Annotated in this window: 20 protein-coding genes and 1 tRNA gene; 16 read left to right on the forward strand and 5 right to left on the reverse strand. The window is 63.9% G+C overall.

Annotated features, from left to right (window positions below):
- The first annotated feature begins 96 nt into the window (after positions 1–96).
- Positions 97–1,452, forward strand: a complete 1,356-nt coding sequence (locus tag BTH42_RS30655; protein ID WP_075304934.1) for an NAD(P)/FAD-dependent oxidoreductase — start codon at positions 97–99, stop codon at positions 1,450–1,452.
- A 91-nt stretch (positions 1,453–1,543) separates the two neighbouring features.
- Positions 1,544–2,416: a dienelactone hydrolase family protein gene (locus tag BTH42_RS30660; RefSeq protein WP_075304935.1), complete on the forward strand. Its 873-nt coding sequence runs from the start codon at positions 1,544–1,546 to the stop codon at positions 2,414–2,416.
- 34 nt (positions 2,417–2,450) lie between these two features.
- Here BTH42_RS30660 and BTH42_RS30665 read toward each other — a convergent pair whose 3' ends face one another.
- Both BTH42_RS30665 and BTH42_RS30670 read right to left on the reverse strand, forming a co-directional pair.
- Positions 2,451–3,320 (reverse strand): sulfurtransferase, encoded by an 870-nt coding sequence (locus BTH42_RS30665; protein WP_075304936.1) that lies wholly within the window; start codon positions 3,318–3,320, stop codon positions 2,451–2,453.
- 148 nt (positions 3,321–3,468) lie between these two features.
- Entirely contained in the window at positions 3,469–4,575 is a 1,107-nt protein-coding gene (locus tag BTH42_RS30670; protein ID WP_075304937.1) for an aromatic ring-hydroxylating dioxygenase subunit alpha, read from the reverse strand.
- A 320-nt stretch (positions 4,576–4,895) separates the two neighbouring features.
- On the opposite strand from BTH42_RS30670, the gene BTH42_RS30675 reads away from it, so the two are divergent.
- The 4 genes from BTH42_RS30675 (at position 4,896) to folE2 (ending at position 9,119) form a co-directional block, all read left to right on the forward strand.
- Positions 4,896–5,204: an exodeoxyribonuclease VII small subunit gene (locus BTH42_RS30675; protein WP_075304938.1), complete on the forward strand. Its 309-nt coding sequence runs from the start codon at positions 4,896–4,898 to the stop codon at positions 5,202–5,204.
- On the forward strand, positions 5,201–6,082 hold the full coding sequence (locus BTH42_RS30680) for a polyprenyl synthetase family protein (protein WP_075304939.1): 882 nt from the start codon (positions 5,201–5,203) through the stop codon (positions 6,080–6,082). The genes BTH42_RS30675 and BTH42_RS30680 overlap by 4 nt, the downstream gene beginning before the upstream one ends.
- 87 nt (positions 6,083–6,169) lie before the next feature.
- Positions 6,170–8,077 (forward strand): 1-deoxy-D-xylulose-5-phosphate synthase, encoded by a 1,908-nt coding sequence (gene dxs, locus BTH42_RS30685; RefSeq protein ID WP_075304940.1) that lies wholly within the window; start codon positions 6,170–6,172, stop codon positions 8,075–8,077.
- 235 nt (positions 8,078–8,312) lie between these two features.
- The gene (gene folE2, locus BTH42_RS30690) at positions 8,313–9,119 is read left to right on the forward strand and encodes a GTP cyclohydrolase FolE2 (protein WP_075304941.1); all 807 of its coding nucleotides are present in this window, start codon (positions 8,313–8,315) and stop codon (positions 9,117–9,119) included.
- A gap of 126 nt (positions 9,120–9,245) precedes the next feature.
- Here the strand turns inward: folE2 and tsaD are convergent, their stop codons facing one another.
- Positions 9,246–10,274 (reverse strand): tRNA (adenosine(37)-N6)-threonylcarbamoyltransferase complex transferase subunit TsaD, encoded by a 1,029-nt coding sequence (gene tsaD / locus BTH42_RS30695; RefSeq protein ID WP_075304942.1) that lies wholly within the window; start codon positions 10,272–10,274, stop codon positions 9,246–9,248.
- A 133-nt stretch (positions 10,275–10,407) separates the two neighbouring features.
- Here tsaD and BTH42_RS30700 point away from each other — a divergent pair, with 133 nt between their 5' ends.
- The 9 genes from BTH42_RS30700 to BTH42_RS30735 all read left to right on the forward strand — a co-directional run bounded on the left by BTH42_RS30700 (position 10,408) and on the right by BTH42_RS30735 (position 20,311).
- A complete protein-coding gene (locus tag BTH42_RS30700) occupies positions 10,408–11,625 on the forward strand; it encodes an NAD(P)/FAD-dependent oxidoreductase (RefSeq protein ID WP_075304943.1) in 1,218 nt (405 codons plus the stop codon).
- Positions 11,626–11,693: 68 nt separating this feature from the next.
- Positions 11,694–11,906 (forward strand): 30S ribosomal protein S21, encoded by a 213-nt coding sequence (gene rpsU, locus BTH42_RS30705; protein WP_008919901.1) that lies wholly within the window; start codon positions 11,694–11,696, stop codon positions 11,904–11,906.
- Between the two features lie 246 nt (positions 11,907–12,152).
- The gene (locus BTH42_RS30710; RefSeq protein WP_075304944.1) at positions 12,153–12,599 is read left to right on the forward strand and encodes a GatB/YqeY domain-containing protein; all 447 of its coding nucleotides are present in this window, start codon (positions 12,153–12,155) and stop codon (positions 12,597–12,599) included.
- A 126-nt stretch (positions 12,600–12,725) separates the two neighbouring features.
- Positions 12,726–14,612 carry a DNA primase gene (gene dnaG / locus BTH42_RS30715; RefSeq protein ID WP_075304945.1) on the forward strand — a complete coding sequence of 629 codons (1,887 nt, stop codon included), beginning with the start codon at positions 12,726–12,728 and terminating at the stop codon, positions 14,610–14,612.
- A gap of 92 nt (positions 14,613–14,704) precedes the next feature.
- Positions 14,705–17,095 (forward strand): RNA polymerase sigma factor RpoD, encoded by a 2,391-nt coding sequence (gene rpoD, locus BTH42_RS30720; RefSeq protein WP_075304946.1) that lies wholly within the window; start codon positions 14,705–14,707, stop codon positions 17,093–17,095.
- Positions 17,096–17,250: 155 nt separating this feature from the next.
- Positions 17,251–17,338: transfer RNA gene (locus BTH42_RS30725), tRNA-Ile, on the forward strand.
- 332 nt (positions 17,339–17,670) lie between these two features.
- A complete protein-coding gene (locus tag BTH42_RS30730; protein ID WP_075304947.1) occupies positions 17,671–17,877 on the forward strand; it encodes a hypothetical protein in 207 nt (68 codons plus the stop codon).
- A gap of 219 nt (positions 17,878–18,096) precedes the next feature.
- Complete coding sequence (locus tag BTH42_RS35700; protein WP_178392268.1) at positions 18,097–18,270, forward strand: hypothetical protein; 174 nt, start codon at positions 18,097–18,099, stop codon at positions 18,268–18,270.
- Between the two features lie 895 nt (positions 18,271–19,165).
- Positions 19,166–20,311: a porin gene (locus BTH42_RS30735; protein ID WP_075304948.1), complete on the forward strand. Its 1,146-nt coding sequence runs from the start codon at positions 19,166–19,168 to the stop codon at positions 20,309–20,311.
- A gap of 166 nt (positions 20,312–20,477) precedes the next feature.
- Here BTH42_RS30735 and BTH42_RS30740 read toward each other — a convergent pair whose 3' ends face one another.
- A complete protein-coding gene (locus tag BTH42_RS30740; RefSeq protein ID WP_075304949.1) occupies positions 20,478–21,617 on the reverse strand; it encodes a porin in 1,140 nt (379 codons plus the stop codon).
- A 282-nt stretch (positions 21,618–21,899) separates the two neighbouring features.
- Here BTH42_RS30740 and BTH42_RS30745 point away from each other — a divergent pair, with 282 nt between their 5' ends.
- Positions 21,900–22,253, forward strand: coding sequence for a transposase (locus BTH42_RS30745; RefSeq protein ID WP_075304950.1), 354 nt, complete (start codon positions 21,900–21,902; stop codon positions 22,251–22,253).
- 67 nt (positions 22,254–22,320) lie between these two features.
- On the opposite strand, the gene BTH42_RS30750 is transcribed toward BTH42_RS30745, so the two are convergent.
- Positions 22,321–23,064: a Crp/Fnr family transcriptional regulator gene (locus tag BTH42_RS30750; protein ID WP_075304951.1), complete on the reverse strand. Its 744-nt coding sequence runs from the start codon at positions 23,062–23,064 to the stop codon at positions 22,321–22,323.
- Between the last annotated feature and the right edge of the window lie 167 nt (positions 23,065–23,231).

A 23,231-nucleotide genomic window follows, 5' to 3' on the forward strand; every position in this document is an offset into this window, starting at 1 on the left:
GTGGCTACCCGTGTGGGTCGAGGACAATCGGTGCGGAACGGCGCCTTCGTGCGCGGCGTTGCGACGCATAATTCATCGGCTACACGGAGAAGTGCAATGCATCGATTTATCGTCGTTGGCGGAGGTGCGGGCGGGCTGGAACTGGCGACTCGTCTCGGCGATCGCTACGGCGCCGGCAGGAAGGGCAAGGATGCGAAGGCCCTCGTCACGCTGGTCGACCGCAATCCGACCCACATCTGGAAGCCGCTGCTGCACGAGGTGGCGGCCGGCAGCATGGACCCGTTCACGCAGGAGCTCGAATACGCGGCGCAGGCGCGCTGGCACGGCTTCGAGTTCCAGCAGGGCGAGCTGACCGGGCTCGACCGCGCGAGCCGCCGCATCACGCTGGGCACCGTGCTCGACGACGACGGCGCGGAACTGCTGCCCGAGCGCGTGCTCGAGTACGACACGCTGGTCATCGCGATCGGCAGTACCACGGCCTTCTTCGGCGTCCAGGGCGCGGCCGAATTCTCCATTGCACTCGATACCGTCGGCCAGGCCGAGCGTTTCCGCAAACGCCTGATCGCGGCCTGCATGCGCGCCGAGCACCAGGCGCACGAGCCGGTCGAATCGCGACCGGGCCCCGGCACCTGGAGCACCAGTGAACCGCGCATTCAGGTGGCGATCGTCGGCGGCGGCGCGACCGGCGTCGAGTTGTCGGCGGAATTGCGCAATACCGCGCAGGTGTTGTCCGCGTACGGCTTGCACAAGCTCGACCCGCGGCATGACGTCGGCATCGTGTTGATCGAGGCGGGGCCGCGGATTCTGCCGGCGCTGCAGGAGCGTGTCTCTACAGCTACCGCCGAATTGCTGACCAAGCTCGGCGTGAAGCTGATGATCGGCGAAACCGTGGCGGAGGTCGCACCCGGCTTCATCCGTACCGCGAGCGGTCACACGGTGCGCGCCGATCTGACGGTGTGGGCGGCCGGCATCAAGGCGCCGGCGGTGCTGGGGCAGCTCGACGGGCTGCCGGTCAACCGGCTCGGCCAGCTGTCCGTGCGCCGCACGCTGCAAACGGAAATCGACGACAACATCTTCGCGCTCGGCGATTGCGCCGCCTGCCAGTGGCCGGGCAACGAGCGCAACGTGCCGCCGCGCGCGCAGGCCGCGCACCAGCAGGCCACCTTTTTGCTGAAGGCGCTGGCGGCGCGGCTCGACAACCGGCCGCTGCCGGAATTCACCTATCGCGACTTCGGCTCGCTGGTGTCGCTTGGCCACTTCAGCGCGGTCGGCAATCTGATGGGCGGGGTGATCGGCGGCAACATGCTGATCGAAGGGCTGTTCGCGCGCTTCATGTACATGTCGCTGTACCGGCTGCACATCGCCGCGCTGCACGGCTATCCGCGCATGGTGCTCGACACGTTCGCGCACTGGCTGCGCCGCACCACGCTGCCGCGCGTCAAGCTGCACTGACGGGCACCGGCTTTCTCCACGGTCGAATCTGCAACAGGATGCGCTCTGCGCGTATCCTGTTGCATCCGATCAACCAACCGAGGAGCGCCGCATGCTGAAACCCGAAATCGACAGCCTGATCCCGCACGTTCCGTTCGACCGCCGTACCTTCATCAAGGCCGCGCTCGGCACCGGCTTCGCCGCGGCCGTGCTGCCGGTCTCGGCGCAGACCATCCACACCGACAGCGACGGCCTCGAAGCCGGCGAAGTCGCGTTTCAGTCTGGCGGCACGCTGGTGCCGGCCTATCGCGCGCAACCGAAGGGCAAGACCGATCTGCCGGTGATCCTCGTCGTGCACGAAATCTTCGGCGTGCACGAGCATATCGCCGACGTGTGCCGGCGCTTCGCGAAGCAGGGTTATCTGGCGATCGCGCCGGACCTGTACGAGCGGCAGGGCGATCCGACCGTGTACACGAGCATGCAGCAGTTGAACGAGCAACTGGTCAGCAAGGTGCCCGACCAGCAGGTGCTGGCCGATCTCGACGCGGCCGCCGCGTGGGCGGGCGCGAACGGCGGCGACCTGAACCGGCTCGGCGTGAACGGCTTCTGCTGGGGTGGGCGGATCGCGTGGCTATACGCGGAGCACAATCCGCGCGTGAAGGCGGGCGCAGCGTGGTACGGCCGCGTGACGGGCGCGAAAACCGAGAACACGCCGGCCAATCCGATCGATCTCGTCGCTAATCTGCATGCGCCGGTGCTCGGGATGTACGGGCGCCAGGACCAGAGCATTCCGCAGGACACACTCGAGCAGATGAAGCAGGCGATCGCCCAGGGGCCGGCGGCGGGACGCGGCTCGCAGTTCGTCGTCTACGACGATGCGGGCCACGCGTTCTTCGCCGACTACCGGCCGAGCTACCGGAAGGCCGATGCGGAGGATGGCTGGCGTCGCGCGCTGGTGTGGTTCAAGCAGCACGGGGTCGCGTGACGCACGCGGCCGGCGCTCTTAGGGGCTTCAAGGCTTAAGGATTCGGCCCTGTCGCGACCGGCCGCTTCGAATCCGAACTCCATTCGCTCCACGAGCCAGCGTACAGCGCGGAGCCGTGCAGGCCGGCAATTTCCATCGCGAGCGAATTGACACAGGCGGTCACGCCCGAGCCGCATTGCAGCACCACGTGCTCGGGCGGCGTGTCGCCGAGCAGCGCGTGGAATTCCTCGCGCAGCGTATGGGCAGACTTGAAGCGGCCGTCGGCGGTCAGGTTGTCCTTGAAGAAGCGATTCAGCGCGCCGGGGATATGGCCGCCGACGCGATCGAGCGTCTCGTTCTCGCCGCGATAGCGATCGGCCGCGCGCGCATCCACGACCACGCGTTCCTTCGTGCCGAGATTGCGCTCGACCGTCTGTGCATCGACGGTGACCGCGAGCGGCGCGCCTGCCTTGAAGTCGCCGGTATTCTGCGCGGGCGCGTCCTGCGTCAACGGCTGACCGGCGGCTTGCCAGGCCTGCAGTCCGCCGTCGAGCAGCGCGACCGCGTCGTGGCCGAGCCAGCGCAATAGCCACCAGATCCGCGCCGCGTACATGCCGCCTTGCGCGTCGTAGGCGACGACCTGCTGACCCTGCTTGAGCCCGCGCGATTCGAGCGTTTCGACGAGCCGCGCGCGCTCCGGCAACGGATGCCGGCCGTTCGAACCGGTCTTCGGCCCGGACAGATCGCGATCGAGATGCAGATAATGCGCGCCCGGCAGATGGCCGGCCAGATAGGCTTTTTCGCCCGCTTCGGTATCGGTGAGATCGAACCGGCAGTCGATCACGAAGACGCTGCCCGGCGCGGCGGCGAGCCGCTCGGCCAGATTGGTCGCGGAGATCAGAGTGGTGTAGTGGGTATGGGGCATGATGTCTCCTCGATGCAAGCGATGGCGGCTCCGGCTGCGCGTTTCGCTGCGGCGGGCGGGTGGCCGGTCTATGTGGGTAGTCTAAACAAAAAAAGACGGGCCGCAGCCCGTCTTTCCTTGTGTTGCTTGCAGCGTCACGCGACGCGGCTCAGATCGTGCCGAGTTCGCGGCGCAGAAACTCGTGGAAGTGCTGCATGCCGTCTTCCATCGGGCTCTGATACGGACCGACCTGCGACTCGCCGCGCTCCATCAGTGCGAGCCGGCCGGCGTCCATGCGCTCGGCGATTTCATCGTCTTCGCGGGCCGTTTCCATATAGGCGGCGCGCTCGGCTTCGACGAAGTCGCGTTCGAACAGCGCGATTTCCTCGGGGTAATAGAACTCCACCACGTTGGTGGTTTGCTGCGGACCGCGCGGAATCAGCCACGACACGACCAGCACGTGCGGATACCACTCGATCATGATGCCCGGGTAGTACACCATCCAGATCGCGCCGAACTCGGGCGGGTTGCCGCCGCGGAAGCGCAGCACTTCGTCGTGCCACTTGCGGTAGGTCGGGCTGCCCGGCTGTTCGAGCGCCTTGTGCACGCCGACCGTCTGCACGCTGTACCAGTCGCCGAACTCCCACGTCAGATCGTCGCAATTGACGAAGCTGCCGAGGCCCGGATGGAACGGCGCGACGTGATAGTCCTCCAGATAGACCTCGATGAAGGTCTTCCAGTTGTAGTTGCACTCGTGGACTTCGACGTGATCGAACATGAAGCCCGAAAAGTCGAAATGGCGGCTCGGACCGAGGCGGGCGAGATCTTTCGCGACATCGCGGCCCTGTGCCTCGAACAGCAGGCCCTGCCAGTTCTGCAGCGGCGTCGCGCCGAGATTCAGACACGGGTTGTCCGCAAAATGCGGAGCGCCGAGCAGTTCGCCCTTCAGGTCATAGGTCCAACGATGCAACGGACAGACGATGTTCTGCGTCTGGCCGCGGCCGTTGAGCATGATGGCCTGGCGATGGCGGCAGACGTTCGACAGCAGTTCGACCTGCGACTGCTGGTTGCGGACGAGCACCCGCCCCTCGCGTTCGCTGGGCAAGGCAAAATAATCCCCCGCGTCGGGCACCATGAGATCGTGGCCGACGTAGCGAGGACCTTTCTTGAAAAGGGTGTCGATTTCGCGCGTAAGAAGCGCTTCGTCAAAGTAAGCCGTGACTGGCAGCTGGCTGTGGACAGACCGCAACTGCAATGCATTGCTCAGATTGGACATTCCCACTCCCGTGAAGACGTGAAAGCAGTGAACAACCCAACCATCGATAGATTCGATTTAGGGAACCGGCGATTATACCTGTTTCCCCACTGCTGGGGCGCTTAAGTGACTGATTTGGGTCAAAAATGTCGAGAAAGTTCGGCATTTTCGCCGCAGACCCTCGGATTTTTTTCTGCGAGACTTTCGGGTCGAAGCGCTGCAAAAGCGAGCGGAGCAAAAGGTGGAAACGGGGAGGCACGGCGGGGCGCAGGGTCGCGAGCGGGTCGAACCTGGCGCTTTTGCCGTAGAATGTCCGACTTGTTTTAATTTTGCGACTATTCATGGCGAAGACCGCATCGAAAGATTCCGCCGCCGCGTCAGCCGAATGTGGCGACAGCGCGCCGCTGCCGGAGAATTACGAGGCTGCGCAGGCGGAGCTGGAAGAGCTCGTCGCGCGCATGGAAGGCGGCAGCCTGAGCCTCGAGGAATCGCTGGCCGCGTATCGTCGCGGCGCGGCACTTGTCGCATTCTGTCAACAGCAGCTCGAGAAAGTCGAGCAGCAGGTGCGCGTGCTGGATGGCGAGACGCTCAAGCCGTTGCCCATGAATACCGCAGGCACAGCCGCGACTGAAAGCGGGGACGACCTATGACATTCGAACAATGGACGCGCTCGGTACTCGAACGCGTCGAAACGGCGCTGGAAAACTACCTGCCGGCCGAGACCACGGAACCCGCCAAACTGCATGAAGCGATGCGCTATGCAGTGCTCGGCGGCGGCAAGCGCGTGCGGCCGCTGCTGTGCCATGCGGCCGGCGAGCTGACCGGCGCGCGCGCCGAGTGCCTCGACGCGGCGGCGGCGGCGCTGGAAATGATCCACGTGTATTCGCTCGTGCACGACGACATGCCGTGCATGGACGACGACGAACTGCGCCGCGGCAAGCCGACGGTCCACGTCAAATATGACGAAGCGACCGCGCTGCTGGTCGGCGATGCGCTGCAGTCACAGGCATTCGTCGTGCTGACTTCGGACGTGCTCGCGCCGCAGCAACAGGCGTCGCTGGTGCGCGAACTCGCGTTCGCGAGCGGCTCGCTCGGCATGTGCGGCGGCCAGGCGATCGATCTGGCGAGCGTCGGCCATACGCTGACGCGCCCGCAACTCGAAACCATGCACCGGATGAAAACCGGCGCGCTGCTGCGCGCGGCCGTGCGCATGGGCGCGCTGGCCGGCGACACGCCGGACGCGGACGCGCTGCGTTCGCTCGACGCATATTCCGCCGCGGTCGGCCTCGCGTTTCAGGTCGTCGACGACATTCTCGACGTCACGACCGATTCCGCGACGCTCGGCAAGACCGCCGGCAAAGACGCGAAGGACGGCAAGCCGACCTACGTGTCGATTATCGGGCTCGACGCGTCGCGCGCGCTCGCCGCGCAACTGCGCAGCGACGCCCACGCCGCGCTCGCGCCGTTCGGCGCGCGCGCACAGCGCCTTGCCGAACTGGCCGACCTGGTGGTGAACCGGGTCAGCTGAACGCGAAAGCCCGCCGCCGCGCACCTTCCATCCCCGGGGTGCATGTATGAAGTGCGGGCGCGTAAGTTTTCCTACAATGGAACGACGATGTACGACTTGCTGAAAACCATCGACGACCCGGCAGCCCTGCGCCGCCTCGATCGCCGCCAATTGCAACCGCTTGCCGACGAGTTGCGCGCCTTTGTGCTCGACAGCGTGTCGCAGACGGGCGGCCATCTCTCGTCCAACCTCGGCACGGTCGAGTTGACCATTGCTCTGCACTATGTGTTCGACACGCCGCACGACCGCATCGTCTGGGACGTGGGCCATCAAACCTATCCGCACAAGATCCTGACCGGCCGCCGCGACCAGATGCACACGCTGCGTCAGCTGGGCGGCATCTCGGGCTTCCCGAAACGCGACGAATCCGAATACGACACGTTCGGCACCGCGCACTCGAGCACGTCGATCTCGGCCGCGCTCGGCATGGCGGTCGCGAGCAAGCTGCAGGGCGATAACCGCATGGGCATCGCCGTGATCGGCGACGGCGCGATGACGGCCGGCATGGCCTTCGAGGCGATGAACAACGCGGGCGTCGAAGACGACGTGCCGCTGCTGGTGATCCTCAACGACAACGACATGTCGATCTCGCCGCCGGTCGGCGCGCTGAATCGCCATCTCGCGCGTCTGATGTCGGGTCGCTTCTACGCGGCGGCGCGCGCCGGCGTCGAACGCGTGCTGCGCGTCGCGCCGCCGATGCTCGATCTCGCCCGCAAGCTCGAAGAGCACGCGAAGGGCATGATCGTGCCGGCTACGCTGTTCGAAGAGTTCGGCTTCAACTACATCGGCCCGATCGACGGTCATGACCTCGACTCGCTGATCCCGACGCTGCAGAACATCAAGGAACTGCGCGGCCCGCAATTCCTGCACGTGGTCACGAAGAAAGGCCAGGGTTACAAGCTGGCCGAGGCCGATCCGGTGCTGTACCACGGCCCGGGCAAGTTCAATCCGGCCGAGGGCATCAAGCCGGCGGCAACGCCGTCGAAGAAGACCTACACGCAGGTGTTCGGCGAATGGCTGTGCGATGCGGCCGAACTCGATTCGCGCGTGGTCGGCATTACGCCGGCAATGCGCGAAGGCTCGGGTATGGTCGAGTTCGAGAAGCGCTTCCCGGATCGCTACTTCGACGTCGGCATCGCCGAGCAGCACGCGGTGACGTTCGCGGGCGGTCTCGCCGCGGACGGCATGAAGCCGGTCGTCGCGATCTACTCGACGTTCCTGCAACGAGCGTATGACCAGTTGATCCACGACGTCGCGCTGCAAAACCTGCCGGTCGTGTTCGCAATCGACCGCGCGGGCCTCGTCGGCGCGGACGGCGCGACTCACGCTGGTGCGTACGACCTCGCGTTCATGCGCTGCATCCCGAACATGACCGTGATGGCGCCGTCGGACGAAAACGAGTGCCGGCAGATGCTGTACACGGCGCTCCAGCAGCCGAACCCGACCGCGGTGCGTTATCCGCGCGGCGCGGGCACCGGTGTCGCGACGGTCAAGCAGATGAGCGCGTTGCCGATCGGCAAGGGCGAAGTGCGTCGCGAGACCTCGCAGCCGGCCGGCAAGCGGATCGCGATTCTGGCGTTCGGCACGATGGTCGCGCCGTCGCTGGCGGCCGCCGAGCAACTCGACGCCACCGTCGCGAACATGCGCTTCGTGAAGCCGCTCGACGCCGACCTCGTGCGTCAGCTCGCCGAAACCCACGACGCGATCGTCACCGTCGAAGAAGGCTGCATCATGGGCGGCGCGGGTTCGGCCTGCGTCGAAGCCCTGCTCGAGAGTGGGGTTATGCGACCCGTACTACAATTGGGCCTCCCCGACCGGTTCATCGATCACGGGGACCCGGCCAAGCTGCTCGCCGCGTGCGGTCTCGACGCAGCGGGTATCGCCCGGTCGATCCGCGAACGCTTCCTCGCGAGCGGCGCGGTCGGCGGTCAATCGTCGGTGAAGCGCGTCGCGTAAGCGCGCTATCGCTGGTCGTAGCGCCGGTGCCGCCGTCATGCGACGGTGGCCGCGGCAATCTCCAGTTTGAACGGACGGGCGTTGCGACCCGTCACCCAACGCCGGCGAAAGCCGGCGTTCGCCGTTGCGCGTACTGATCCGCACGGCCGCTGGGCGCCTCGAAGCCGTCGCTGAGCGACGCTTGCAGATACAACCAAACGAAGGCCGCCCGGCGCTTTCCAGAAAGGACAAAAGAATGAATCAGATGAATCCCGCCTTTGTGATGCCCGACGTGCAAAGCACGCCCGATACCCGCCAGATCCCGATCCAGCGCGTCGGCGTGAAGGGCGTGCGGCATCCGTTGACGGTACGCACTCAGGCCGGCGACGTGCAGCCGACCGTCGGTACCTGGAGCCTCGACGTGCATCTGCCGGCCGAGCAGAAGGGCACCCACATGTCGCGTTTCGTCGCGTTGCTCGAAGAGAACAAGACGCCGCTCGACGCGGCCACCTTCCGCACGATGCTCACGACGATGCTCGAAAAGCTCGAGGCCGAGGCGGGTCGGATCGAAGTGTCGTTCCCGTACTTCGTGAACAAGACCGCGCCGGTGTCGGGCGTGCAAAGCCTGCTCGACTACGAAGTGACGCTGAGCGGCGACACCCGCAACGGTGCGACGCGGCTGTTCCTGAAGGTGCTGGTGCCGGTCACGAGCCTGTGCCCGTGCTCGAAGAAGATCTCCCAGTACGGCGCGCACAACCAGCGCTCGCACGTGACGATCAATGCCGAGTTGAACGGCGAGGTCGCGGTCGAAGAACTGGTGCGGATCGCCGAGGAAGAGGCGTCGTGCGAACTGTGGGGCCTGCTCAAGCGGCCGGACGAGAAGTTCGTGACCGAGCGCGCGTATGAGAATCCGAAGTTCGTCGAAGACCTCGTGCGCGATGTCGCGCAGCGTCTGAACGCGGATGAGCGCGTGGTCGCTTATGTGCTCGAAGCCGAGAACTTCGAGTCGATCCACAATCACAGCGCGTATGCGGTGATCGAGCGGGATAAGCGGGTCGCTTAAAGGGCGTGCCGTCGATGCGCGGACCGGGTGGTCGTCGCGCATCGCTTCGAAGTATGAAAAAAGCCGCTTTTTGAAGCGGCTTTTTTTCGTGTTGCGTGTGCGGAGATCCCGCAGTTCAGGTTCGGCTCAGTGCGCGAGCGAGCTCAAATCCCAGCGCGGCTTCACCGTGAACGCGTAGTCGTTGCCGGCCTGCTCGGGCCAGCGTTGCAGACGCAGCGCGCCGGCCAGCGCGATCATCGCGCCGTTGTCCGTGCACAGCGACAGGTCGGGATAGTGCACGAAGAAATTGCGCTTCTGCGCGGCCGCGGACAGCGCTTCGCGCAACTGCCGGTTCGCGCCGACGCCGCCCGCCACTACCAGCCGGTTCAGCTTCGTGCGCTTGAGCGCCGCGAGCGACTTGGCCGCCAGCACTTCAACCGCTGCATCGACGAAACCGCGCGCCAGATCGGCCTTCGACTGCTCGCAGATGTTCGCGCCGCCGAGCTTGTTCGCGTTTGTCAGCACCGCGGTCTTCAGGCCGCTGAAGCTGAAGTCGAGGTCGCCGGAATGCAGCATCGGGCGCGGCAGCACGACTGCGCCGGGGGTGCCGAATTCGGCCATCCGTGACACTTCCGGCCCGCCCGGGTAGCCGAGGCCGAGCAGCTTGGCGGTTTTGTCGAATGCTTCGCCGGCGGCGTCGTCGAGCGTTTCGCCGAGCGTCTCGTAGACGCCGACGTCGGTCACGCGCATCAGCTGCGTATGGCCGCCGGACACTAGCAGCGCGACGAACGGGAACGGCGGCGGTTCATCGACGAGCAGCGGCGACAGCAGATGCCCTTCGAGATGGTGGATGCCGATGGTCGGCTTGTTCCACGCCATCGCCAGCGAATTGGCGACGCTCGCGCCGACCAGCAGCGCGCCCGCGAGCCCCGGGCCCTGGGTGTACGCGATCGCGTCGATGTCGCTACGCGCGACGCCTGCGCGCTCCATCACCTCTTCGAGCAGCGGCAGCGCGCGGCGGATATGGTCGCGCGAAGCCAGTTCCGGCACCACGCCGCCATACTCCCGGTGCATCGCAATCTGCGAATGCAGCGCGTGCGCGAGCAGGCCGCGCTCCGTGTCGTAGAGCGCGAGACCGGTTTCGTCGCAGGAGCTTTCGAGGCCGAGAACGAGCATGATGAGTCGCTTGAGCCGGACGCGCGAACGCGCGCCCGAAAGTGAAAGGTAAGCCTGAAAGTATAGCAGCGCGGGGCAACGGCCGCCGGCCGCCCCCTCTGCCGGCGAGGCCCCGCAGGTACAATGCGGCCCCATGGAATCCTTCGATATCGCGGTAATCGGCGCGGGCGCGGCCGGCATGATGTGCGCGGCCGTGGCCGGGCAACTCGGCCGGCGCGTCGTGCTGATCGACCACTCACAGCGGCTCGCGGAAAAAATCCGCATTTCCGGCGGCGGCCGCTGCAACTTCACGAATCTGTACGCGGGGCCGGCGAACTATCTGTCGGCGAATCCGCATTTCTGCCGTTCAGCGCTCGCGCGCTACACGCCGCGCGACTTCATGTCGCTGCTGAAGCAGCACCGCGTCACGTGGCATGAGAAGCACAAAGGCCAACTGTTCTGCGACCAGTCGAGCGACGCGATCATCGACGTGCTCAAGCGCGAATGCGATGAGGGGCGCGTCGCGTGGCGGACGCCGCTAGGAGTGGAAGAAGTGGGCCAGGACGGCCAGGGCCAGTTCACGCTCGGCACCTCGGCCGGGACGATCGCGGCCCGCGCGCTGGTGGTCGCCACCGGCGGCCTGTCGATCCCGAAGATCGGCGCGACCGACTTCGCGTACCGGCTCGCCAAACAGTTCGGCCACAAGCTGATCGACACGCGTCCGGCGCTGGTGCCGCTGACCTTCGCGCCCGCGGACTGGGAGCCGTTCGCGGCGCTCTCGGGGGTGTCGCTCGAAGTGCAGCTGTCGACCGGCAACAAGAGGACCGGCGCCGAATTCACCGAAGACCTGCTGCTCACGCATCGCGGTCTGTCGGGCCCCGGCGTGCTGCAGATTTCGAGCTACTGGCAGCCGGGCGAACCGATCCATATCAACCTGCTGCCGGAACGCGACGCGGCGGCCGATCTGATCGAGGCCAAAAGCAGCACCAAGCGGCAGATCGCCAATCTGCTGTCCGAGTGGGTTCCGCAACGGCTCGCGCACGCCTGGCTCGACACCCATCAGGTGCCCGCCGACGCGCGGCTCGCCGATTTACCGGACAAGACGCTGCGCCGCATCGGTGAGGCGCTGTCGCGCTGGACGCTCACCCCGAACGGCACCGAAGGCTATCGCAAGGCGGAAGTGACGCGCGGCGGCGTCGACACGCGCGGCCTGTCGTCGACGACGATGATGAGTTCGCGCGTGCCCGGCCTCTACTTCATCGGCGAGGCGGTCGACGTCACCGGCTGGCTCGGCGGCTACAACTTTCAGTGGGCGTGGGCGTCGGGCGTCGCGGCCGGCGAAGCCGCCGCCGACTATGCGCGGGGGGCTTGACGGCGCGGTGGCTTTGTGAGAAAGCTCTGCTATACTCATCAACCTTTACAAAGTTCCGTTATTGAAAAATGACGACCATCCGCGTAAAAGATAATGAGCCGTTCGAAGTGGCCATGCGCAGATTCAAGCGCACCATGGAGAAAAACGGTTTGCTGACGGAACTTCGCGCTCGCGAGTTTTACGAGAAACCCACCGCCGAACGCAAGCGCAAGAAAGCAGCGGCGGTGAAGCGTCATTTCAAGCGTCTGCGTGGCCAGATGCTGCCGAAAAAGCTCTACTGATTGATTCTGGCGTTGCTGCCCTTTCGCTTGAACGAGCGCCGCGGCAACCTCGATACCGCTGGCGGCACGATCGGTGCCGTCGCGGAAAACCCGGCCCATCGGGCCAGCCGGCAGGGTTGCATCCACTACGCACATTGCGCCAACCCGCTTGAGGAAGCTGTCCCAAGCGGGTTTTTGTGTTGATGCCGCGGCATGCCGCCGCCGACCCGCCGGTTTTTCAATTTTTCAACGTAATACAGGTGAGTGATGAGTCTCAAGGACCGGATCAACGACGATATGAAAGCTGCGATGCGGGCGCGCGAAACCGAGCGTCTCGGCACGATCCGCCTGCTGCTCGCCGCGATCAAGCAGCGCGAAGTCGATGAGCGCATCACGCTCGACGACGCCAGCGTGACCGCTGTGGTCGACAAGATGATCAAGCAGCGCAAGGATTCGATCAGCCAGTTCGAAGCCGCCGGCCGCACGGACCTCGCGGACAAGGAAAAGGCCGAACTGGCGATTCTGTCCGCCTACATGCCGGAGCAGATGTCGGACGCGGAAATCGTCGCCGAAGTGCAGGCCGCGGTTGCGCAAACCGGCGCGGCCGGTCCGCAGGACATGGGCAAGGTGATGGGCGTGCTGAAGCCGAAGCTCGCCGGCCGCGCCGACATGACCGCCGTCTCCGCGCAGGTCAAGGCCGCGCTCGCGAAGTAAGCCGCGAGCCCTGGTCCGGGCTGCGCGCGCCGCGTCGTCGAAGGCAACGCGCGCGCGGCCCGCTTGCAGTGTCGAGCCCGGTTTCCGGGCCTGGATTTTGAAGCTTTCCTGGCAGCGTCATCTACTGTGATCCCACCGTCATTCCTGCAGGACCTGCTCAACCGCGTCGATATCGTCGACGTGGTCGGCCGGTTCGTGCAGTTGAAAAAGGGCGGCGCGAACCTGATGGGGCTCTGTCCGTTTCACAACGAGAAGAGCCCTTCGTTTACGGTTAGTCCGACTAAACAGTTTTATCACTGCTTCGGCTGCGGCGCGCATGGCACCGCCATCGGGTTCCTGATGGAGCACGTGGGCATGTCGTTTCCCGAAGCGGTCACCGAGCTTGCGCAATCGGTCGGCCTGACTGTGCCGCGCGAGCCTTCGCCCGGTTATGGCGGCGGAGGCGGAGGCGGGGGCGGCGGCTCCGGCGGCTATGCGCCGGCGGCGTCGAAGGCCGTCACCACCGCGCTGTCCGACCTGATGCAGACTGCCTGCGACTACTACCGCAAGCAGCTGCGCAGCGCGCCGGGCGCGATCCAATACCTGAAAAAGCGCGGCTTGACCGGCGAGATCGCCGCGCGCTTCGGCCTCGGCTATGCGCCGGACGGCTGGCAGAACCTCGAGACCGCATTTCCCAACTATCGCGACGACGCGCTGGTCGAAGCGGGTCTCGTGATCGTCAGCGAAAAGTCCGACGCGCAGGGGCAGAACCGCCGCTACGACCGCTTCCGCGAGCGGATCATGTTCCCGATCCGCAACGTGAAGGGGCAGGTGATCGGGTTCGGCGGCCGCGTGCTCGACGGCGGCGAGCCGAAGTATCTGAATTCGCCCGAAACCCCGCTATTCAACAAGGGCAGCGAGTTGTACGGGCTGTTCGAGGCCCGTCTGGCGATTCGCGAGCAGCACTACGTGCTGGTCGTCGAAGGCTATATGGACGTGGTCGCGCTCGCGCAACTTGGCTTTCAGAATGCTGTCGCGACGCTCGGCACCGCCTGCACGCCGATTCATGTGCAGAAACTGATGCGCCAGACCGACACGGTCATCTTCAGTTTCGACGGCGATTCGGCCGGCCGCCGCGCCGCACGCCGCGCGCTCGACGCCTGTCTGCCGCATGCCGCCGACAACCGCACGATCCGCTTCCTGTTCCTGCCGTCCGAGCACGATCCGGACAGCTACGTGCGCGAGTTCGGCACCGAGGCGTTCGCGACCCAGGTCGAACGCGCGATGCCGCTGTCGCAGTTCATGCTCAACGAGGTGTTGACCGGCAAGGAGCTGGATCAGCCGGAAGGCAAGGCGCGCGCGCTGTTCGACGCGAAGCCGTTGTTGCAGGCGCTGCCGGCCAATGCGCTGCGCGCGCAGATCATGCATATGTTCGCGGACCGGCTCGACGTGCCGTTCACCGAAGTCGCGGCGCTGTGCGAAGTCGATGCGCGGATCGCCGCGGCGGCGCGCGAGGCGCCGGCCCGCAAGGACCGCCGCAGTGTGACCGGGATCGAGGAAAAGACGCTGCGCAATCTGGTGATGCATCCGCGCACGGTCGCGATGCTCGACGAGGAGGCCGAAGAGGCGCTGGTTACCGTAACGCGCCACGCCGAACTGTTCGCCGAGGTGACCACGCACGCGCGCGCACTGGGCGAATCGGCGGAGTTCCAGCTGTTGTCCGATCTCTTGCGAAATGGCGCGAACGCCCCAACTTTCGAGGAAATCTTTCGCAAAATTCTAGACTATGATGAAAACGTCCGGGATTTGCTGCTGAAAGACCCGCAGGATGCGACCGTTATCGAGGAGCGGCGCGAGCAGGAACGGATCGTTGGCGAGGAATTGAAAGCCGCGATTCTGAAGATGCGGTACGACGCTTATTGCGAGCGTCTCGAGCATTTGTCGAGACAATCCCGGCATACGCCGGAAGAGTTCGCGGAGTTGTCGGAGCTCAATCGGAAGCGGGCTGACATGAAGCGTCAGCTCGGGCTGTAACGGAGAGGTCAAAAAACCCGGGTGGTAGAATAAAAGGTTTGTAGCGGTTTGTTTTTCAAGGGTTTTCCTAGCAAAGGCGAAAAGGCGATGCGATGGCAAAGACTACAGGCGGAAATCAGACAACGGGCTCACGCGCTAAAGAGCGCAGCGGAAAAATTACCGAAGCCAAGCTGACTGTATCCGCCCGAAGATCGTCTGCCGTCAATGTCGCCCCGGCTGCCGGGAAGAAGTCGTCGACGACTGCGGCCGCGCAGGCTGCCTCGGTCCGGGCGGCGAAAGCGGTAGCACCGTCGGCCGCGAAGCGGTCAGGTGTCAGAAGCGCAAGGGAAGCGGCTGCCGTTGAGGAAGGTGCGGTAGCGCGCGTGACTCCAGTATCCACGGTTCAACCGGCTGTTGTTCAACAGCCGGGGGTCGAGACTACAGCTGGTACAGCGAACTCCATGACGAAAAAGCTGAACGAAGTATCTGTCGAAGACGATGCAACCCAGGCCGAAGAAACCGCCGCCGCCGCTCCGGGCAAGACGGAGAAGGTCAAGGCTCGCGACCGTCGTGCAAAGGAAAAGGCGCTGCTGAAGGATGCATTCGCGTCGTCGCAGCCCGGCACCGTCGAGGAACTCGAAGAACGCCGCTCCAAACTGCGCGCGCTGATCAAGCTCGGCAAGGAGCGCGGCTTCCTCACCTACGCTGAAATCAACGATCACCTGCCGGACAACTTCACCGAGACCGAGGCGATCGAAGGCATCATCAGCACGTTCAACGACATGGGCGTCGCGGTCTACGAACAGGCCCCGGATGCCGAAACGCTGCTGCTCAACGACAACGCACCCGCGGCTTCGTCGGACGACGAAGTCGAAGAGGAAGCGGAAGTCGCGCTCTCGACCGTCGACTCCGAATTCGGCCGCACCACCGACCCCGTGCGCATGTACATGCGCGAGATGGGTACGGTCGAGCTGCTCACGCGCGAAGGCGAAATCGAAATCGCGAAGCGGATCGAAGACGGCCTCAAGCACATGGTGATGGCCATCTCGGCCTGCCCGACCACGATCGCCGACATCCTCGCGATGGCCGAGCGCGTCGCGAATGACGAAATACGTATCGACGAACTCGTCGACGGCCTGATCGACGCCGACGCGGAAGACGCCGACGGCTTCTCCGCGCAGGAAGCCGAAGCGATCGAAAACGAAGACGAGGAAGCCGAGGAAGAGGACGAAGAGGACGAGGAAGAAGACGATGGCGCCGCGCAAGCGACGGCCAACGCCGCGCAGCTCGAAGCGCTGCGGCGCGCGTCGCTCGAAAAATTCGCGCTGATCAGCGAATGGTTCGACAAGATGCGGCGCGCGTTCGAGAAGGAAGGTTACAAGTCCAAGTCCTATCTGAAGGCTCAGGAAACGATCCAGAACGAGCTGATGTCGATCCGCTTCACCGCGCGTACCGTCGAGCGTCTGTGCGACACGCTGCGCGCGCAGGTCGATGAAGTACGCCAGGTCGAGCGGCAGATTCTGCATACGGTGGTCGACAAGTGCGGGATGCCGCGCGCGGAATTCATCGCGCGTTTCCCCGGTAGCGAAACCGACCTGGAATGGGCCGATAAGATCGTTGCCGAAGGCCATGCGTATAGCGCGATCCTCACGCGTAACATCCCCGCGATCCGCGAACAGCAGCAGCGTCTGCTCGATCTGCAGGCGCGCGTGGTGCTGCCGCTGAAGGACCTGAAGGAGACCAACCGGCAGATGGCGGCCGGCGAGCTGAAGGCGCGTCAGGCGAAGCGCGAGATGACCGAGGCGAACCTGCGTCTGGTGATTTCGATCGCGAAGAAGTACACGAATCGCGGCTTGCAGTTCCTCGACCTGATCCAGGAAGGCAACATCGGCCTGATGAAGGCGGTGGACAAATTCGAATACCGGCGCGGCTACAAGTTCTCCACGTATGCGACGTGGTGGATTCGTCAGGCCATTACGCGTTCGATCGCCGACCAGGCGCGCACGATCCGGATTCCGGTTCATATGATCGAGACGATCAACAAGATGAACCGCATCTCGCGTCAGATTTTGCAGGAAACCGGTCTCGAGCCGGATCCGGCAACGCTGGCCGAAAAGATGGAGATGCCCGAGGACAAGATCCGCAAGATCATGAAGATCGCGAAGGAACCGATCTCGATGGAAACACCGATCGGCGACGACGACGATTCGCATCTGGGCGACTTCATCGAAGACAACAACACGGTCGCGCCGGCCGACGCCGCGTTGCACGCCAGCATGCGCGACGTCGTGAAGGACGTGCTCGACTCGCTGACGCCGCGCGAGGCGAAGGTGCTGCGGATGCGCTTCGGGATCGAGATGAGCACCGATCACACGCTCGAAGAGGTCGGCAAGCAGTTCGACGTGACGCGCGAGCGGATTCGTCAGATCGAGGCGAAGGCGCTGCGCAAGCTGCGTCACCCGAGCCGTTCCGACAAGCTGAAGTCGTTCCTCGAAGGAAGTTGAGCGCGGTAGCTGCGGCTGGCCGCAAATGATGCGATCAAAGGGGCCTCCCGGTCGTTTCGCGCGAGCGAGGCGGTTGCGGAGACCCCTTTTTCGTGTAGTATGTCGGCCAATCGATGAAACGGGCCCGGCCTTTATGACCGGGTCTTTTTCTTCGTGGGCTGGACGCCGTGTTGGTTGCAGGCAGCGGACTCATAATCCGCCTCCGAAAGGACATCGTGGGTTCGAATCCCACCCGGCCCACCAAAGTATCAATAGAAGGGTTCCGATTTTTCGGAACCCTTTTTGTTTTGGCGAGCTCCGTGTTCTACGCGCCGCACGTGATCCGCGGCAATTGCGCATCCTTCTTTTCTTCTCTTCGCGGTGCCCCCGGCAACCCGCGCCCGCCGGCTCAGCTTTTCGTCTAAAGATCTCCACCCGATCGTTCGCTCTTTTCCCTCTATTCGCGTGCAAGCGCACAGAGCCTGCCGCGGCGCGTCGGTAGTCTGATCTGACAGACGGGAGTATTCGGTCTGGCGTGAGTGGCATGTCGTTTGCAGTAGGTCGGCTTCCACACTAATCCAATAACGAGAACTACCATGCGCTCCGACCAGACCACCGCCGATTTAACCGAACCTCAGCCCGCGCCGGGCGCGTCGCTGGATGAGGCGACCGCGCCTCTGTCACAACCGCCGATGCGCATGCTGACACGGGTCGCCTTCTGTTTCGCGTGGCTGTTCGGGCTGGAGCCGTTCCTCGCCGCCACGCCCGACGATTCGACCGGAGCGAAGCGCGATTCGCATTGAAGCGCCGCCGCGTTGAAACTTTCGTTTTAAGCGAGAGCAGTTTCTACAGGCTCGCCGTCCCGCCGAGCGTTCGCTCGCCTGCGCTCTGGCGACGAGCGACGCGGCGCACGTCGGCGCACGTCGGCGCACGTGGGCGCTTACCGGCGGCCTTGCCGGGAATAGCGGTTGCGCGTCCCTCGGGTGGGAGTTCTTCCCATTCACTGGACACTGGACGCCGCCATGCAAACCGATCCCACCATCGACCCGATTGCCGATCCCGCCAACCAGCCGCTCGACGAACCCGGCGAGCAACCGCGGCCGTTGCCCGACACGCCGCCCGAAACCGATCCGCTCGCGCCCGGTTCGTCGCCTGAAGACGAAGAGGCTCTCAGGCGCGCGCCGCGCGAACCATAAGTCAGAATTGACCGGTATCAGGGAAAGTCCGTGTAAAAAAGACCGCGCCCAAGTCGTTAAATCAATACGGAAGCCTTATTAAATTAAGGCTTCCGCTTTCAGCACGGGTTTTGTCACGCGGCGGCCGGCGCCGCAATTCACCTCCGGGCAATGCCCGTGCCGAAAGCTTCTTCACGGCGCGTATAGGCTTTGTGAAAAAGCCGATGACAGGCGTTAGCCGAAACGGGAAATCACAAGACCGCCGGGCAGGCGGTTTTTTATTGAGATGGCGACCGGTGGCAGAGCCAACGCCCGTGGCCTTGTGCGGCCGCGCAAAGCGGCGCTCGAAAGTGGTGAATTGCAATCGGGCAATTGCGTCGCGTATTGGGCGACGCGTTAATCAACCGGCAGGTCAATTCGCTAATCGACCGAGTGGCGGGAGAATGACTGGATTAACTCCATTAAGTTCCCGGAATTTATAAATATTTTTCCATACCCCCGAATATCAATCATTTCAATAGGTCCGCGTACGGAAATTCTGCTCGCTTATTCGGCAATTTGTTCCGACCCGATTAAGTCATCCGTATTAAGACGGTGTTGCAAACGCACAACTTCGAATATTGAGACATTGCAAATTCGCCTTGCCTGGCGCAGCTCTGCGGCCGTCGCAATCTTGTCATAACTGACGGAAAAACAATGACTTAAATCAAGTTGGGTGGCTATTGTTGCGAAATTCGAAAAATCCTGTTGCGTGAATTATTGGCGTCGCTATTAGGGTGTCCACCTACACTCACGCTTCGTTTCAAGGGTGCCCAGCCAAGCTTCACGGCTCGGCCACAGGGCGGTGGCAGATGCTCTCGGCATCGGCCGCTGAAGCGGGTCCCGCTCCCCGTAAATTTTTCGAATTGGAGTTCCCATGAAAAAGAGTCTCATCGTCGTTGCGGCTGCCGCATCGTTCGCTTCCGTCGCACACGCACAAAGCAGCGTGACCCTGTATGGTCTGCTGGACGCAGGCCTGACGTACACCAGCAACGTTGGTGGCAACGCTAAGTGGGCAGCAGGCAGCGGCGGCATCAACCAGAGCATGTTCGGCCTGCGCGGTTCGGAAGATCTGGGCGGCGGTCTGAAGGCAATCTTCACGTTGGAAAGCGGCTTCAACGTCAACAACGGCGGCCTGGGTAACAACGGCGGCATCTTCAACCGTCAGGCATTCGTCGGTCTGTCGAGCGCACAATTCGGTACCGTCACGCTGGGCCGTCAGTTCGACGCAGCTCAAGACTACCTCGCACCGCTGACCGCAACGGGCAGCTGGGGCGGCACGTTCTTCGCGCACCCGTACAACAACGACAACCTGAACACCAACGGTGGTCTGTCGGTTAACAACTCGATCAAGTACTCGAGCGCAAACTACGCTGGCTTCACGTTCGGCGGCACGTACGGCTTCTCGAACGAAGCTGGTAACTTCGCGAACAACCGCCAGTACAGCGTCGGTGCTGCATACCAGTGGCAAGGCCTGCACCTCGGTGCTGCTTACGCCCAGCAGAACAACCCGGCTGGCAACGGCACGGGCGCTTCGGACGGCGTCGTCGCGAACGCAGGTGGCGTGATCAACGCTGCTCAATTCCGTCAGCGTCAGTTCGGCGCAGCGGCTTCGTATGACCTCGGCCCGGCAACGGTCGGTCTGGCATGGACGCAATCGCGTATCGACAACCTGGTCGGCGCAGCAGCTGGTCAGCGTCAAGGTCACACCAACAACTACGAAGTCAACGGTAAGTACAACCTGACGCCGGCAATGGCTCTGGGCGTTGCTTACACGTTCACCGACTCGCGTGGCTACGGCGTGAACGAAGCTGGCAACGACATGAAGACCCGTTACCACCAGATCGGCCTGCAGGCTGACTACTCGCTGTCGCGTCGCACCGACGTCTACGCTCAGGCTGTGTACCAGCACGCAATGGGCGACGGCGGCGTGGCTTCGATCTACAGCGGCGACAACACGGTTCCGACCTCGTCGTCGAAGAACCAGACGGCTGCTACGGTCGGTCTGCGTCACCGCTTCTAAGCTTCAGCAGAAGCTACCTGTAGTACAAAAAGGTGCCGTTCGCGGCACCTTTTTTTATGCGCGCGGCAAACGCACACACCGGCAAGCCGACTTGCCGCGCGACAGGCGAAAAAAAACGGCGCCCCAAGGGGCGCCGTTTTGCCGTCACGATCCGGAAAATCGTCTTTTAGAAAATCGTCCGCAGACCGAGTGCAACGCCGGTCTGATTGTCGCGCCCCGGCAGTTCGACCGAAGCCGCGCCCGACACCTTGTTGAAATCGACAGTGCCGTACACCTCGGTGCGCTTGGACAGCGCATATTCGGCGAGGCCGACGAACGTGTAGCGGTAGCCGCTGTCGAGTTGACCGTTGCCGATCGCCGCATTGGACATGTGGTCGTAATACGCGGCGCCCGTCAGCGTGAGCGCGCGGGTGGCCTGCCAGGTGACGCCGGCGAACGGGCCGTTGTCGATGCGGCCGGAGCCCTTCACGATATCGACGCCCGGCACCAGCGTCTGCTGCGCGAGCGCGCTATCGACAAAGCCGGTGTCGTCCTTCGAATGCAGATAGCCGACGTAGACCTTCGTCGCGCTGAACGCATAGACCGCGTTCGCGTTGAAGATGGTCTGCTTGTGATTGCTGTTGTCGCTGTTCTGCTGCACGCCGGCCGCGACGCTGAGCGGGCCGGCCGCGTACGACAGCGTGAAACCGTACATATTGCCCGCGCCGAGATGACCCGGCACCTGGCCCGAGAAGCCGCTATCGCCGGTCGACGTCGAGTCGGTGCCGAACGAATACATCGCGGCCACCGTCAGGCCGTTGAAGGTGCCGGTGTACTTGACCGCGTTGTCCGCATAGAGCCCCGCGCCGAGCGCGCCGGGCAGCCACGAATTCTCGTTGTAGTTGCCGACGGTCAGCGGGTCGTAGGTGTCGCCGAGCAGATCGAACAGCGGCGACTTCTGGCGGCCGAGCGTGAGCGTGCCGTAGCGGCTGCTCAGCCCGACATACGCGTTGCGGTTGAAGAGGCGATGGCTATCGGACGCCGCGCCGTTCTGCAGATCGATACCGCTTTCCAGATCGAAGATCGCCTTGATGCCGCCGCCGAGATCTTCCGAGCCGCGCAGACCCCAGCGGCTGTTGGTGATCGCGCCGTTCGTCATGAACAGGCGATTGTCGTTGCTGGCGTTCGAGTTGGTCAGATAGCGCACGCTGACGTCGGCGACGCCGTACAGCGTGATCGAACTTTGCGCGGCGGCCTGTTCCGACGTGACGGCGAGGGCGGCGCCGCCGAGCAGCGCGGCGGTTTTGAGAAGACGGGTGTGTCTCACTGAATTTCCTGCGTGTGGAGAGAGAGATTTATCTTTTGGAAGCGGCGCGCGGATCGCCCGCGGCGCCGGGCGCGCCGATGATAGATCACGGCCCGCGCGGCTCACTCGAAGTGTTGCTGCAATAACGTATTGCGCTTTCTGACAATTGCGTCCTTATTGCTAACAAGATTTGACTTTTGCCCAAGCGGGCTTCGAGTAGTCTCGAACGGGTTGATCTATTGATCTATGGACACCCATGCTCCGCGACGCTGGCTCATGTTTTGTGCGGACGGGTATTGATGCATGAATATCCCTTCTACCGAATCCAACTCGACCTGGCCGAAAGTGCAGGACTTGACCGACGAACAATGGCTGCGCGTCGCGTCACTATTGCCTGAGATGCTGAACGACGGACCGCGCCGCGGGCGGCCGCCGATCGATGTGCGCCGCGTGCTCGACAGCGTGATGTGGGTGCTGCACACGCGAGCGCCGTGGAGTGCGATGCCCGAGGGCTACGTCCCGTACCAGACCGCGCATCGTTACTATCTGCGCTGGAAAAAGTCCGGCGTGCTGACCGCGATCATGTTCGCGCTATTCAAGACCGACGACGCGCTCGAAACGCGCGCCACGCGCAGGGGCGGCGCGCGGGCGGGCTAAGGCGTCGCGCGCGACGGCCCACCGCGCGGTGGCAGAAAGAATGGCGCAATAACAGAAAGGGCGCCGCCTAGATCTGTTCCCGTCCGAACTCGCACAGCCTTTCCAGATCGAGCACGTCGATCTGGTTATACGACAGCCGCAAGATTCGCAGCTTCTCGAGGTTCTGCAACGCCTGATTAATCCGTTGCCGCGACACGCCCGCGAGCAGCCCGACTTCCTCCTGCGAGATCGCCAGTGTGCGCCCGGTGTCCGGATAGAGATCGGGATTGAACAACTGGGCGAGCGACTGCGCGACGCGCGCATCCACGTCGAGCAGCCGGCTGTTCTGGATCGACGCGATGAATTCGCCCATCCGGTTGTTCAACTGCCGGATCACGAACCCCGTGAACGGCAGGCTCGTTTCGAGCAGCGCATGGAACGTCGCCGACGGCACGAACATCACCAGCGACGGCTGGATCGCCGCCACATCGTATTTGCGCAATTCGCGCTTGATCACGCTGCCTTCGCCGAACCAGCCGCCCGGCGGCACGCCCGACAGCGTGCAACTGCGGCCCGACGCGTTGTAGATCGCCAGCTTGATGAGTCCGGAGTGCACGCCGATCCAGTAGTCGGAAGGCTCGCTGCGGCGCGCGATCCACGCACCGCCTTCAAGATGCTCGGCGTGCGCGCTGGCCAGCACCAGCGCCCGATGCTCGGCGGCCAGCGCGCGAAACCATGCGCAGTTGGTAAACAGCCGTTCGAGTTCGGCGGGCGCGACGCGTGAGCACGGCGGCCGGGTTTCGGCGTGGTCGGTGAGCGGAGCGTCGTTCATCGGCAATAAGCGGCTTGAGCGGTTGGAGCAACAGTTGGAGCAGGATAGCGCGGTGCGGACGAGGGGCGGAACGCGTGCCGCGCGACTCTGTCATTTGAATGACAGACAGTTCGCGATGACAATTGCTAGGCTAGGGCTCGCTGCCGACGTGAACCCAACGTGAACGG

It is taken from the genome of Burkholderia sp. SRS-W-2-2016 (genome assembly GCF_001931485.1).
Taxonomy (GTDB): domain Bacteria; phylum Pseudomonadota; class Gammaproteobacteria; order Burkholderiales; family Burkholderiaceae; genus Paraburkholderia.

Coding starts and splice junctions, on each gene's coding strand:
- BTH42_RS30655 (WP_075304934.1), top strand. CDS start 97: ATGCATCGATTTATCGTCGTTGGCGGAGGTGCGGGCGGGCTGGAACTG.
- BTH42_RS30660 (WP_075304935.1), top strand. CDS start 1,544: ATGCTGAAACCCGAAATCGACAGCCTGATCCCGCACGTTCCGTTCGAC.
- BTH42_RS30665 (WP_075304936.1), bottom strand. CDS start 3,320: ATGCCCCATACCCACTACACCACTCTGATCTCCGCGACCAATCTGGCC.
- BTH42_RS30670 (WP_075304937.1), bottom strand. CDS start 4,575: ATGTCCAATCTGAGCAATGCATTGCAGTTGCGGTCTGTCCACAGCCAG.
- BTH42_RS30675 (WP_075304938.1), top strand. CDS start 4,896: ATGGCGAAGACCGCATCGAAAGATTCCGCCGCCGCGTCAGCCGAATGT.
- BTH42_RS30680 (WP_075304939.1), top strand. CDS start 5,201: ATGACATTCGAACAATGGACGCGCTCGGTACTCGAACGCGTCGAAACG.
- dxs (WP_075304940.1), top strand. CDS start 6,170: ATGTACGACTTGCTGAAAACCATCGACGACCCGGCAGCCCTGCGCCGC.
- folE2 (WP_075304941.1), top strand. CDS start 8,313: ATGAATCAGATGAATCCCGCCTTTGTGATGCCCGACGTGCAAAGCACG.
- tsaD (WP_075304942.1), bottom strand. CDS start 10,274: ATGCTCGTTCTCGGCCTCGAAAGCTCCTGCGACGAAACCGGTCTCGCG.
- BTH42_RS30700 (WP_075304943.1), top strand. CDS start 10,408: ATGGAATCCTTCGATATCGCGGTAATCGGCGCGGGCGCGGCCGGCATG.
- rpsU (WP_008919901.1), top strand. CDS start 11,694: ATGACGACCATCCGCGTAAAAGATAATGAGCCGTTCGAAGTGGCCATG.
- BTH42_RS30710 (WP_075304944.1), top strand. CDS start 12,153: ATGAGTCTCAAGGACCGGATCAACGACGATATGAAAGCTGCGATGCGG.
- rpoD (WP_075304946.1), top strand. CDS start 14,705: ATGGCAAAGACTACAGGCGGAAATCAGACAACGGGCTCACGCGCTAAA.
- BTH42_RS30730 (WP_075304947.1), top strand. CDS start 17,671: ATGCGCTCCGACCAGACCACCGCCGATTTAACCGAACCTCAGCCCGCG.
- BTH42_RS35700 (WP_178392268.1), top strand. CDS start 18,097: ATGCAAACCGATCCCACCATCGACCCGATTGCCGATCCCGCCAACCAG.
- BTH42_RS30735 (WP_075304948.1), top strand. CDS start 19,166: ATGAAAAAGAGTCTCATCGTCGTTGCGGCTGCCGCATCGTTCGCTTCC.
- BTH42_RS30745 (WP_075304950.1), top strand. CDS start 21,900: ATGAATATCCCTTCTACCGAATCCAACTCGACCTGGCCGAAAGTGCAG.
- BTH42_RS30750 (WP_075304951.1), bottom strand. CDS start 23,064: ATGAACGACGCTCCGCTCACCGACCACGCCGAAACCCGGCCGCCGTGC.